An 11,928-nucleotide genomic window follows, 5' to 3' on the forward strand; every position below is an offset into this window, starting at 1 on the left:
CGTTGCCTAGCGCTGCTTGGCCCGATGGGGGGCTGGCAAGCGGCGAGGATGGGTGGGTAGCTGCTGCATGCGCGATGACGGCAGCCAAGGTGCAAGTTATCAAGCTGGACCCCGGATCAAGTCCGGGGTGACGATAAGTACATATATTCTCTCAAATTCCTCGTCACCCCGGACTTGATCCGGGGTCCAGCTGTTCTGTTTGTGCAAAACGCCAGCATGGCCGAAATTGGGCGATTGCCGACATATTTGGCTCGCGCAGAGGCGCTCTTAAATCTCTGTGCCTCAGCGCCTCTGCGCGAAACAATTTTTCCTATATCGTTGATAGAAATATAAATCTCTATCTACCCGCGCTGCCCAAATACCGCAATCAGCCCAGCAGTATGACCGGTGCCTTGGTGTTCCAGCTCAGCCACACGGCCTCGCCCACGGGCAGGGCGGAGACGAGCGAGCGTTCGCCGTTGGCGCGGGCCACCTTGAAGGTTGCGCCGCTGGACGTTTCCACATCGTAGAGTGTCTGGCTGCCGAGATAGGCGGAGCGCACGATCGTGCCGGCCACGACATTGGCTTGCGGGCAGGCGTCGGGGCCGGCCGGGCGGCCTTCGCTGGCCGGGGTCATCGTGATCTTTTCCGGGCGGATGCCGGCCCACACCGGCGTATCGGGCGCGCCGGTCACGCCGTGGCTGACGAAGATCGGCACATTGAGTTCGGGCGAAGTCACCGCGGCGTGATCCCGCTCGTCGACGCTGAGGCGGCCTTCGAACATGTTGATCGTGCCGATGAAATCGGCAACGAACCGATTGGCCGGATATTCATAGAGATCGCCCGGCACGGCCACCTGCTGCAGGCGGCCCCGGTTCATCAGCGCGCAGCGGCTGGCCATGGCCAGCGCTTCGTCCTGATCGTGGGTGACCATCACGAACGTGACGCCGACATCGTGCTGGATCTGCGCCAGTTCGGCGCGCATTGCATCGCGCAGCTTGGCATCGAGCGCGGACAGCGGCTCGTCCAGCAGCAGCACCTTGGGCTTTTTCACCAGGGCGCGGGCGAGGGCAACGCGCTGACGCTGCCCACCCGAGAGCTGATCGGGCTTGCGGTGGCCAAACTCGTCGAGCTTTACCAGGCGCAGCGCCTCGGCCACGCGGGCGTCGCGCTCGTCCTTGGCGACGCGATCGATCTTGAGGCCATAGGCGACGTTTTCGGCCACGGTGAGGTGCGGGAACACGGCGTAGGACTGGAACACCATGTTGACCGGGCGGCGGTTGGGCGGGGTGGTGCTCATGTCCACGCCGTCGATCAGGATGCGTCCTTCGGTGGGGGTTTCCAGGCCCGCCAGCATGCGCAGCAGCGTGGTCTTGCCGCAGCCCGAGGGGCCGAGCAGCGAGAAGAATTCGCCGCGTTGGATATCGAGGCTGACATCGTCCACCGCGATGAACGAGCCGAACCGCTTGGTCACGTTCTCGAACTGGATGAGAGGCTGGGTCATGGGAAAGTCCTGTGTGAAATCAGTGGCCCTGGGCCAGGTCGCGGCCCTGCAGCTTCATGCCGATGGCGGTGAGCGCGATGGTGATGAGCATCAGCACGGTCGAGGCGGCGTTGACCTCTGGCGTGACGGAGAAGCGCACCATCGAATAGATCTTGACCGGGAACGTCACCGTGTTTGGCCCCGAGGTGAAGAACGTGATCACGAAATCATCGAGGCTGAGCGTGAAGGCGAGCAACCCGCCCGAGACCAGCGCCGGGCGCACATGCGGCAGCAGCACGTCCCACAGCGCGCGCAATTCGCTGGCGCCCAGATCGCGCGCGGCCTCTTCCATCTCGCGGTTGAAGCTGGCGAGGCGGGCGCGGACCACCACGGCCACGAAGGGGAAGCTGAACGTGATATGGGCAATGATGATCGCGCCCAGATCGAACGGCCAGACCAGATCGCGCGGCCAGGGCACGATCTGCCCGAAGAACACCAGCATCGCCACGCCCATGCAGATTTCGGGCACCACGATCGGCAGGGTTACCGCGCCATCGAACAGGCCCTTGCCGGGAAAGCGGAAGCGCCACAGCGCGATCGCGGTGAGCGCGCCGAGCACCACGCTGAACAGCATCGAGATGAACGCGATGGTCAGCGAATTGGTAAAGGCATCGATCAGCGCGGAATCGTTCCACATCGTGCCGTACCAATCGAGCGTGAAGCCCTCCCAGCGGATGGTGCGGCGGCTGTCGTTGAAGCTGAACACCACCAGGCTGGCCAGCGGCAGATAGAGGAACAGGATCACCGCGCCCACCCACAGGCGCAGCGGCCAGCGGCGACTGTATTCGAGCGGGCCAGGCTTGCTATCGAGCGGCTTGGAGGCAGTGGCCATCAGGCGTCTCCCTGCGGGCGGGCGCGAGCGGCGCGGCGATCCTGGATCGCGCGCAGGCCCATGGCCAGGAGCGTGAGATACATCAGCATGAACGACAGCGCAGCGCCGAACGGCCAGTCGTTGGCACGCTTGAACTGCCGCTCGATCACGCTGGCGATCATCTGGCTGTCAGGCCCGCCGAGCAGATCGGGCGTGAGGTAGGAGCCGAGCGCGGGAATGAACGTGAGCATGATTGCCGAGAGGATGCCCGGCTTGGCGATCGGCACGATCACCTTGAAGATCGTGGCGATGTGCCCGGCGCCCAGATCGAGGCTGGCCTCGATCAGCGAGCGGTCCATGCGATCGAGCGTGGAATAGAGCGGCAGGATGATGAAGGGCAGGTGCACGTAGACCAGGCCGACGATCACCGCGAAGTTGGTGTGCAGCATCTCGACCGGGCCAAACCCGAACAGGCCGAACATGTCGTTGATGTAGCCCTCGGTGCGCATCACCGCCATCAGGGCATAGGTGCGCACCAGCAGGTTGGTCCAGAACGGCAGCATGATGCCCAGCAGCAGCAGGATCTTGCCGCGATCGCTGGCAAAGGTCATCGCCAGGGCATAGGGAAAGCCGATCATCAGGCACACCGCCGTGGTCACCCCGGCAAAGACCAGCGACTTGGCAAAGATCAGCAGATAGACCGGATCGAACACGCGCACGTAGTTGTCGAGCGTGCCGGTCACGGCCACTTCGGTCAGCCCCAGGGTGCGGCCAAAGCTGTAGGCCCAGATCACGCTGAGTGGTACGACGAAGAACAGGGTGATCCAGGCGGCCGGCGCGGTCAGCACGGCCCAGAAGGCGCGCCTGCTGGTGTTCGATGCGCTGCTCATCGCCGGGCGGTTCCCATGGTTCGTGGCCTCATGCGTCCTGGCCTCATCGGTGGCAATTCCCCAGTTTGCGCGGCCCCGCGAAGGGCCGCCGGGCGCCGCGGGCGCACGCCAAGACGGCGCCCGAAGCGGGTGGTTGAACATGCCTGCCTGCGTGACGCCCGTTTTTGGTGTGCGTCGGGTTTATGCTATTGCGGGGTGACCCCGTTATCTGCGATCACACTTATGCGCGGGAACCGGCCCGGTCAATCGCAAATCGCTGTGGCGCGAATGTGCCCGCCCGCGCCGGCTTTCGTCAACCACCGCGCAGCACCTGGCCCAGCCGGGCAAAGAACCAGGCCGACGCCGGGTTGCGATCGGCATCCCATTCCGGGTGCCATTGCACCGCCAGCACCTGCGCCGCGCCGACTTGCGCCGAAAAGGCCTCTACCAGTCCATCGGGCGCCACCGCTTCCACGGTCAAGCCCTGGCCCAGCGTGGCCACGGCCTGGTAATGCACGGAATTGACGGTGATCGCATCGCCCAGCGCGGTGGCGAGGCTGCCGCCGGGGGTGAGGTCGACCGGGTGGGTCTGGGCAAACATCTCTTCCAGGCTGGCGCCATCGGGGGCGTGGTGCCTGACCGGGCCATCGCCGGGCAGGGTTTGCAGCGTGCCGCCGAACGCCACGTTGAGTTCCTGGAAGCCCCGACAGATGCCGAACACCGGCTTTCCGGCGCGCAGCATGGCGTCGCCCAGCGCCAGAGTGGTGGTATCGCGCGCGGGATCGAACGGACCATCGCCGGTGCTGGCGCCATAGCGCCACGGCTCCATGTTGGACGGGCTGCCGGTGAGCAGCAGGCCATCGAGCCGGCCTGCCAGCGCGGCCCAGTCGGTCAGGCCGGGCAGGGCCGGCACCAGCACCACATCGCAATCGGCGTGGGCGGCGGGCGCGCGCAGATAGCGGTCGATTACGCCATGCACCGGTTCTGGCCCGCCGCTTCGCAGGCAGCACGATACGCCCAGCAGCGGCCGCGTCATGCCGGCAGCACTCCGAGCGAGGACAGCGTGGGCGTGGAAATGGTGACGGACTTCATGTCGGCATACTTGAACAGCGCGTGCAGGCTGCGGTCGCGGCCAAAGCCGGATTGCTTGAACCCGCCAAACGGCATGGTGATGTCGCACGCGTCCCAGCCGTTGACCCAGACCAGGCCGGCGCGCAGGCGCCGGGCAAAGGCGTGGGCGATATCGATCGAGCCGGTCCACAGGCCCGAGGCGAGGCCATATTCGGTATCGTTGGCGAGCGCGAGCGCCTCTTCGGGCGTATCGAACGGCACCACCGCCAGCACTGGGCCGAACACCTCTTCCTGGGCCAGGCTGCTGGCGTTGCTCACCGCATCGAACACCGTGGGATCGAGGTAGAACCCGCCGGTTTCGGCGCGCGCACGGCTGCCGCCCAGGCGCAGCGCGGCGCCTTCCTGCTGTGCGCGGGCGATGCGGGTGAGCACGCCTTCCAGCTGCTTTTCACTGATCACCGCGCCCAGTTGCGTCGCCGGATCGAGCGGATCGCCGGGGCGGATGGTGCGGGCCACGGCCAGCACCTTTTCGACGAATTCGGCGTGGATCGAACGCTGCACCAAAAGCCGCGATCCGGCGGTGCAGACCTGGCCCTGGTTGTAGAAGATGCCCCAGGCCGCAGCGGCCGCAGCGCGATCGAGGTCGGGATAATCGGCAAAGACGATATGCGGGCTCTTGCCGCCCAGTTCCAGGCTGACACGCTTCAAATTGCTATCGGCCGAATAGCGCATGAGCTGGCGGCCGACCGGGCCCGAGCCGGTGAACGTGATCATGTCCACGTCGCGGTGGAGGGCGAGGGCCGCGCCCGCGTCCTGGCCGGTGCCGGTGACGACATTGAGCACGCCTTCGGGAATGCCGGCCTCGAGCGCCAGTTCGGCAAAGCGCAGCGCGGTGAGCGAGGACAGTTCCGATGGCTTGACCACCATAGAATTGCCCATGGCGATCGCCGGCGCGATTTTCCACATGGCCATGAGCAGGGGAAAGTTCCACGGCACGATGGCGCCGATCACGCCCAGCGGATCGTGCACGGCATAGCTGAACTTGTCCGGGCCGGTGGGACCAACCTCGCCATGAATCTTGTCGATCGCCTCGGCATAGAAGCGCAGCGTGCCGAGCGCGAGCGGCACGTCGACATTGCGGGTGTCGCTGATCGGCTTGCCCGAATCGATGGTTTCGAGAACAGCAAATTCTTCGGCGGCAGCCTCCAGCTTGTCGGCCAGCGTCAGCATCAGCTTCTTGCGCTGGGCCGGCTTCATGTCGCGCCATTGCCCGCTTTCAAAGCGGCGGCGGGCAGCGGCCACGGCGCGGTCGATATCGCTGGCATCGCCCGCCGGCAGGGTGCCGATGACCTGGCCAGTGCCGGGGTTGACGGTGTCCAGCGTGGCGCCCGACATGGCCGCAACGCTGGCGCCGCCGATCACGTGGTGGGCCGGCAGGCGGCTGGGCAGGGTGGGCGCGGCACTGGTCATCGTATGGTTCATCCGGCTGGTGCAATGTGTGATCACTAATAGTCATTGTGGCCCGTGGTGCAAGGTCTGGCAGCCATGGCGTCTGTGTATTTCCCGGCGTCGAAAGAGCGGTTGTGGGCGGAAAAGCACGTGGCAATCCGACGATCCGGGCTGGACAGCGCGGCGGGCTTTTCATATGTGATCACACCATGACACAAGAAACCGCCTCGTCCTTTGCCGCCTGGCTTGCCGCCCATCCTGAAGTGACCCGGGTGGAAGCCTTTCTCACCGACGTGAACGGCGCGCCCAAGGGCAAATGGCTGGTGCGCGACAAGGCCGTGTCCCTGGCGGCCAAGGGCCTGCCGATGCCGCTTTCGGTCTTTGCCCTTGATGCCTGGGGCTGTGACGTGGCGGGCGCGGGCCTGGCGTTTGGCACGGGCGATCCCGATGGGCTGTGCTGGCCGGTGGCCGGGCGCTGGAGCAAGGCGCCGTGGCTGGGCGAGGATAGCGCGCAGGTGTTCCTGGGCATGGTCGACAAGGATGGCGGCCCCGTGGTGGCCGATCCGCGCGGGATGTTGCAGGCCCTGCTGGCGCGCTATGCCGCGCGGGGGTTGACCCCGGTGGTGGCGACCGAACTGGAGTTCTACCTCTATCGCCTGGAAAACGGCGTGCCGGTGCCGCCCGATGGCAATCTGCGCCGCAACGACACGCTCTCGACCACGGCGCTGTCTGCCCATGCCGCACTGTTCGACGAGATCATGGCGCTGGCCCACGCCATGGGCATTCCCGCCGACGCGGTGATCAGCGAGGCGGGGCCGGGGCAATACGAACTGAACCTGCTGCACCGCGCCGATGCACTGGCCGCGGCCGACGATACCGTGCTGATGAAGCGCATCGTGCGCGCGCTGGCGGCGCACCACGGGCTGGGCGCGACGTTCATGGCCAAGCCCTATGGCGATTGTTCGGGCAGCGGCATGCATATCCATGCCAGCCTCAACGATGCAGCGGGCAAGAACGTGCTGGCCAAGCCCGAGGGCGGCCCGGCCGACATGCTGCTGCACGCCGTGGCCGGCCTCTTGGCGGCGATGCCCGAAACGATGCTGGCGTTTGCGCCCAACTACAACTCGTTCCGCCGTTTCCGGCCCGATGCCCATGCGCCGGTCTCGGCCAGCTGGGGCATCGATGACCGCTCGGCCGCGGTGCGGGTGATCGTGGGCGATGCCAAGGCCACGCGGATCGAGCATCGCATTTCCGGGGCTGACGTGAACCCACACGTGGCCATGGCGGCGATGCTGGGTGCGATGCTGCAGGGAATCGAGGACGCGGTGATGCCGCCTCCGGCGCAAGACCCGCTGCATCCTGGTGCCGGCGCGCCGCTGCCGGTGGAATGGGGCGCCGCGCAGGCTGCCTTTGCCGCCTCTGAACGCGCGGCCGGCATGTTCGGCGCGCGCTTCCGCGATATCTTCCTGGCGTGCAAGCAGCAGGACCGCGCCGCGTTCCTGGGCCAGATCGACCGGTTTGAATACGATACCTACCTGGGATTGCTGTGATGGACATGGCGGTGCCGGGCCTGCACCAGGCGGCGCCCTATGCCGGGATGCCCACCTGGTATGCCGCCAGCGCCAACCCGGCGCCGCAGCGCCCCGTGCTGCAGGGCGCGCAGCGTGCCACGGTCTGCGTGATCGGGGCCGGGTTCACCGGCCTTTCGGTGGCGCTGGAGCTGGCCGAAAAGGGCATCGACGTGATCGTGCTCGAAAGCGAGCGCGTGGGCTGGGGCGCATCGGGCCGCAATGGCGGCCAGCTGATCAACGGCTATTCGCGCGGGCTTGACGTGCTGGAAGCGCGGCACGGGCCAGCCGTGGCGCGCGCACTGGGCGCGGTGGCGTTGGAAGGCGCCGCGATCATCCGCGACCGCGTGGCGCGCTATGGCATTGCCTGCGATCTGGTCGATGGCGGGCTGGGCGTGGCGCTGAATGCAAGGCAGATGCGCGCGCTGGAGGACGAGCAGCAGGTCTGGGCCGCACATGGCCATGCCGGGATCACCGTGCTCGACCGCGAGGCCCTGCGCGCCCATGTCCAGAGCGATCGCTATGTCGGCGGTATTCTCGATCCGCTGCGGGGGCATTTCCATCCGCTCAACTACCTGTTGGGCGAAGCCGCCGCGTTCGAGCAGCTGGGCGGCCGCCTGTTCGAACACAGCCGCGTGACGCGAGTGGATGACAGCGGCCCGCGCCCGCGCGTGGTCACCGCGCAAGGCGAAGTGATCGCGGATACCCTGGTGGTGTGCGGCAATGCCTATCTCGGCAAGACGCTGCCCTGGCTATCGGGGCAGATCATGCCGGTGTCGAGCCAGGTGGTGACGACCGAGCCGCTGGGCGAGCTGGCCGCGCAGCTCTTGCCCAGCAATGCCTGCGTGGAGGATGCCAACTACATCCTCGACTATTTCCGCCGCACGGCCGACGGGCGCCTGCTCTATGGCGGCGGCATCGTCTATGGCGGGCAGGACCCGGCCAGCGTGGAAGCCAAGATCCGCCCCGGCCTGATCAAGACCTTTCCGCAACTCAAGGATGTGAAGCTGGAGTTTGCCTGGAGCGGCACCTTTGCCATGACGCTGAGCCGCATGCCGCAGATCGGCCGGCTTTCGCCCAAGGTGTTCTATTCGCATGGTGACAGCGGCCACGGCGTGACGACCACGCAATTGCTGGGCCGCCTGCTGGGCGAGGCGATCGCCGGGCAGCATGCGCGCTTTGACGTGTTTGCCAACCTGCCGCACCCGCCCTTTCCCGGCGGGCAGCGCTTTCGTGCGCCGCTCTCTACCCTGGGATCGCTGTGGTACACGCTGCGCGATCGGCTGGGGGTGTGAGCCGCGCATATGGCCGGCGTTGCGCCTGAATTGATGCCTGAATCGATGGCTGAATCGATGGACCTTTGCGGGTCTATCGTGCACAATCGCCGGGTTGGTGGCGGTCCTGTCCGGCCGAGCGCCTTCGATCCCACGTTACGATCCCGCTGCCACACCGTGGCCGGGATATCCGCGATCAACACCTGAAGGACGATCGATAATGCGTCGTATCCCTCTGTTCGTTTCTGCCCTGGTGGGCCTGGCCGCAGCCGTGACGGCGCCTGTGGCCCATGCCCAGAATGCCGCTGCCGGGGCCGCCATGTTCAAGCAGCAGTGCCAGATGTGCCATGTCAACACCGCCGGCGCCAAGGGCTTTGCCGCGCCCAACCTGTGGGGCGTGGTCGGGCGCCAGGCCGGTTCCACCGCGTTTGCCTATTCCACCGCGCTCAAGAATTCGGGCAAGACCTGGGATCCCAAGACGCTCGACACCTTCCTGACCGCGCCGGGCAAGCTGGTGCCGGGCACGCGCATGGTCGTGGCCATTCCCGATGCCAAGAAGCGCGCTGACGTGATCGCCTATCTCAAGACCCTGCACTGATGCCCGCGATGGCGTAAGATGCGCCCCATCATCGTCACCCCGGGCTTGACCCGAGGTCCCGCTGCCCTTTGGGGCTGGATGAGCAAAAAGCGGGATCCCGGATCAAGTCCGGGATGACGACGAGGGAGCGAACGCCAGACCACGCCCATTAGACCGGAGCACCGCATATGCCCGTTTCGCTGACAATCGATGGCAAGCAACGCACCCTGGCCGTGGCGGAAGACATGCCGCTGCTGTGGGCCTTGCGTGATATCGCCGGGGTGACCGGGGTGAAATTCGGTTGTGGGGTGGGCCTGTGTGGCGCGTGCAGCGTGCTGGTGGACGGGCAGCGCCTGTTCGCCTGCCAGACACCCGTGGCCGATGTGGCCGGCAAGGCTGTCACCACGATCGAGGGACTGACTGGCCAGCCGCTGGGCCAGGCCCTGGCGGCCGCCTGGGAAGAGCTGGACGTGGTGCAGTGCGGCTATTGCCAGCCGGGGCAGATCGTGGCGGCCGCCGCGCTGCTCAAGGCCAATCCCAAGCCCGACGATGCCGCCATCGATGAAGGGATGAGCGGCAATATCTGCCGTTGCGGCACCTATAACCGCATCCGCGCCGCGATCCACCGCGCCGCTGACACGATCAAGGCCTGAGGGGGGAAGACCGATGACCACGCCGATCGCCACCCCTTCGCGCCGCGCATTTCTGGCTGGATCGGCCGTGCTGGCCAGCGCCCTGGTGGTGCCGCTGCACCGTGCGTTGAGCAGCGTGCCCGCCGCCCAGCTGGCGGCCAATGGCTATCTTGCGGTGCTGCCTGATGGCGCCGTGTCGCTGGCGCTGCCCAAGACCGAAATGGGCCAGGGCATCATGACCGCGCTGACCATGCTGGTGGCCGAGGAACTGGGCCTGGCGCCCAGCGCGGTCAAGGTGTCGATCCCGCCGGCAGACCGCGCCCGCTTTGCGCCGGTCGATACGACCACGGGTGGCTCTACCTCCATCCGCGAGCTGTGGAAGCCGCTGCGCCAGGCCGCTGCCAATGCGCGCGCCGCGCTGGTGGATGCGGCGGCGCGGCAGTGGAAAGTCATGCCCGATGGCCTGACTCTGGCCGATGGCGCGGTGGTCAACCCGGCATCGGGCAAGCGGCTGGGCTTTGCCGCGCTGGTCGCCGATGCCGCCGCGCATGTGCCCACCGATGCCACGCCCACGCCGCGAGCGGCCTGGAAAGTGATCGGCAAGGATACCCGTCGGCTCGATTCGGCGGACAAGGTGCGCGGTACCGCGCAGTTTGGCATCGATGTGAAAGTGCCGGGCATGAAGATTGCCACGCTGGCGCAATCGCCGGTGTTCGGCGGCAAGCTGGCCGGCCACAACGCCGCAGCGGCCAAGGCCGTGCCCGGCGTGGCAGACGTGATCGCGCTGGATGACTGCCTGTTCGTGACGGCTGACAGCCTGTGGACGGCCAAGAAGGGCCTCGAGGCTGCCGCGCCGACCTGGAACGAGGGCGCCAATGCCGGGCTGGACCAGGCCCAGGTGGTGGCGGCACTCGATGCCGCCGTGGCCAAGCCGGGCGTGACGGCCAAGGCCGAGGGCGATCTGGCCCAGGCCCGTGCCGGCGCCGCCAAGACCGTGGAAGCGCTCTATCACCAGCCGTTCCTGGCCCACGCCACGATGGAGCCGGGCAATTGCACCGCCCATGTCACGCCGCAGGGCGTCCAGGTGTGGACCGGAACGCAAGTGCCCAGCGACTGCCGCGCGGCAGCAGCGCGCATGGCGGGCGTGGCCGAAGATAAGGTGCAGGTGCACAACTTCCTGATGGGTGGCGGCTTTGGCCGGCGGCTGGAAACCGACATGGTGGAGCGCACGGTCAGCCTGGCGGCCAAGGTGCCCTATCCGGTCAAGCTGGTGTGGACGCGCGAGGAGGATATCCAGCACGACATGGTGCGCCCGGCCTATGCCGATCGCATCAGCGCCAGCCTGGACCAGGCGGGCAAGGTCACCGCGTGGGAGCATCGCATCGCCGGATCGGCGGTGATGGCGCGCTTCCTGGGCGACAAGTTCAACGGCGTGGATGATGACGCCGTGGATGGCGCGATTGCCCCGCTCTACCCGGCCAAAGCGCGGCTGGTCACGTTCAAACAGGTGGAAAGCGCCATGCCCACCGGCTGGTGGCGTGGCGTGGGCGGCCTGCGCAATACCTTCGTGATCGAAAGCTTTGCCGACGAATTGGCGCTGGCCGCCGGACAAGACCCGCTGGCCTGGCGCCTGGCGCAGATCACCGATCCGCGCGCACGGGCGGTGCTGCAAAAGGCCGCCGCCGAGGCCGGCTGGGGCAAGGCGCTGCCCAAGGGCGAAGGGCTGGGCCTGGCCGTGCTGCATATCTGGGACACCTGCCTGGCGGCGGTGGCCCATGTGAAGGTCGATGCGCAAAAGCAGATCGCTGTGCCGCAGGTGACCGTGGCAGTGGATTGTGGCCCGGCGATCAACCCCCTGGGGGTGAAGGCGCAGATCGAAGGCGGGGTGACCTTTGCCCTGTCGGCCGCGCTCTATGGCGGGGTGACGCTGGAAAAGGGCCGTATCGCCCAGTCCAACTACAACGACGTGCGCCCGCTGCGCATGAACGAGGCGCCGCGCGTGATCACCCATGTGATGCCGACGGACAACGCGCCGGGCGGCATGGGTGAACCGCCCGCGGCGGTGATCGCCCCGGCGGTGGCCAACGCGCTGTTTGCCGCCACCGGCAAGCGGGTGCGCCAGGTGCCGTTGCAGGCAGGGTTCGAGGCGGCCTGA

Annotated in this window: 10 protein-coding genes; 5 read left to right on the plus strand and 5 right to left on the minus strand. The window is 67.0% G+C overall.

From position 1 onward, the window contains the following. Positions 1-367 precede the first annotated feature (367 nt). The 5 genes from FHW97_RS01210 to FHW97_RS01230 form a co-directional block, all read right to left on the minus strand. Positions 368-1,483, minus strand: coding sequence for an ABC transporter ATP-binding protein (locus FHW97_RS01210; protein WP_171797776.1), 1,116 nt, complete (start codon positions 1,481-1,483; stop codon positions 368-370). A 19-nt stretch (positions 1,484-1,502) separates the two neighbouring features. Next, positions 1,503-2,354, minus strand: a complete 852-nt coding sequence (locus FHW97_RS01215; protein WP_171797777.1) for an ABC transporter permease — start codon at positions 2,352-2,354, stop codon at positions 1,503-1,505. Then, positions 2,354-3,223 carry an ABC transporter permease gene (locus FHW97_RS01220; protein ID WP_171797778.1) on the minus strand — a complete coding sequence of 290 codons (870 nt, stop codon included), beginning with the start codon at positions 3,221-3,223 and terminating at the stop codon, positions 2,354-2,356. Before FHW97_RS01220 ends, FHW97_RS01215 begins: the two co-directional genes overlap by 1 nt. Before the next feature lie 292 nt (positions 3,224-3,515). After that, a complete protein-coding gene (locus FHW97_RS01225; RefSeq protein ID WP_171797779.1) occupies positions 3,516-4,238 on the minus strand; it encodes a gamma-glutamyl-gamma-aminobutyrate hydrolase family protein in 723 nt (240 codons plus the stop codon). Beyond that, positions 4,235-5,755 carry an aldehyde dehydrogenase gene (locus FHW97_RS01230; protein ID WP_253941513.1) on the minus strand — a complete coding sequence of 507 codons (1,521 nt, stop codon included), beginning with the start codon at positions 5,753-5,755 and terminating at the stop codon, positions 4,235-4,237. Before FHW97_RS01230 ends, FHW97_RS01225 begins: the two co-directional genes overlap by 4 nt. A gap of 176 nt (positions 5,756-5,931) precedes the next feature. Here FHW97_RS01230 and FHW97_RS01235 point away from each other — a divergent pair, with 176 nt between their 5' ends. The 5 genes from FHW97_RS01235 (at position 5,932) to FHW97_RS01255 (ending at position 11,928) form a co-directional block, all read left to right on the plus strand. Further along, on the plus strand, positions 5,932-7,272 hold the full coding sequence (locus FHW97_RS01235) for a glutamine synthetase family protein (RefSeq protein WP_169041755.1): 1,341 nt from the start codon (positions 5,932-5,934) through the stop codon (positions 7,270-7,272). Beyond that, positions 7,272-8,585, plus strand: a complete 1,314-nt coding sequence (locus FHW97_RS01240; protein WP_253941514.1) for an FAD-binding oxidoreductase — start codon at positions 7,272-7,274, stop codon at positions 8,583-8,585. The genes FHW97_RS01235 and FHW97_RS01240 overlap by 1 nt, the downstream gene beginning before the upstream one ends. Positions 8,586-8,784: 199 nt before the next feature. After that, positions 8,785-9,162: a cytochrome c family protein gene (locus FHW97_RS01245; RefSeq protein ID WP_054130773.1), complete on the plus strand. Its 378-nt coding sequence runs from the start codon at positions 8,785-8,787 to the stop codon at positions 9,160-9,162. 167 nt (positions 9,163-9,329) lie between these two features. Then, positions 9,330-9,794 carry a (2Fe-2S)-binding protein gene (locus tag FHW97_RS01250; RefSeq protein ID WP_171797780.1) on the plus strand — a complete coding sequence of 155 codons (465 nt, stop codon included), beginning with the start codon at positions 9,330-9,332 and terminating at the stop codon, positions 9,792-9,794. A gap of 13 nt (positions 9,795-9,807) precedes the next feature. After that, positions 9,808-11,928 carry a molybdopterin cofactor-binding domain-containing protein gene (locus FHW97_RS01255; protein WP_216647597.1) on the plus strand — a complete coding sequence of 707 codons (2,121 nt, stop codon included), beginning with the start codon at positions 9,808-9,810 and terminating at the stop codon, positions 11,926-11,928.

It is taken from the genome of Novosphingobium sp. SG754 (assembly GCF_013149315.1).
GTDB classification, from domain to species: domain Bacteria; phylum Pseudomonadota; class Alphaproteobacteria; order Sphingomonadales; family Sphingomonadaceae; genus Novosphingobium; species Novosphingobium capsulatum.

Coding starts and splice junctions, on each gene's coding strand:
- FHW97_RS01210 (WP_171797776.1), bottom strand. CDS start 1,483: ATGACCCAGCCTCTCATCCAGTTCGAGAACGTGACCAAGCGGTTCGGC.
- FHW97_RS01215 (WP_171797777.1), bottom strand. CDS start 2,354: ATGGCCACTGCCTCCAAGCCGCTCGATAGCAAGCCTGGCCCGCTCGAA.
- FHW97_RS01220 (WP_171797778.1), bottom strand. CDS start 3,223: ATGAGCAGCGCATCGAACACCAGCAGGCGCGCCTTCTGGGCCGTGCTG.
- FHW97_RS01225 (WP_171797779.1), bottom strand. CDS start 4,238: ATGACGCGGCCGCTGCTGGGCGTATCGTGCTGCCTGCGAAGCGGCGGG.
- FHW97_RS01230 (WP_253941513.1), bottom strand. CDS start 5,755: ATGAACCATACGATGACCAGTGCCGCGCCCACCCTGCCCAGCCGCCTG.
- FHW97_RS01235 (WP_169041755.1), top strand. CDS start 5,932: ATGACACAAGAAACCGCCTCGTCCTTTGCCGCCTGGCTTGCCGCCCAT.
- FHW97_RS01240 (WP_253941514.1), top strand. CDS start 7,272: ATGGACATGGCGGTGCCGGGCCTGCACCAGGCGGCGCCCTATGCCGGG.
- FHW97_RS01245 (WP_054130773.1), top strand. CDS start 8,785: ATGCGTCGTATCCCTCTGTTCGTTTCTGCCCTGGTGGGCCTGGCCGCA.
- FHW97_RS01250 (WP_171797780.1), top strand. CDS start 9,330: ATGCCCGTTTCGCTGACAATCGATGGCAAGCAACGCACCCTGGCCGTG.
- FHW97_RS01255 (WP_216647597.1), top strand. CDS start 9,808: ATGACCACGCCGATCGCCACCCCTTCGCGCCGCGCATTTCTGGCTGGA.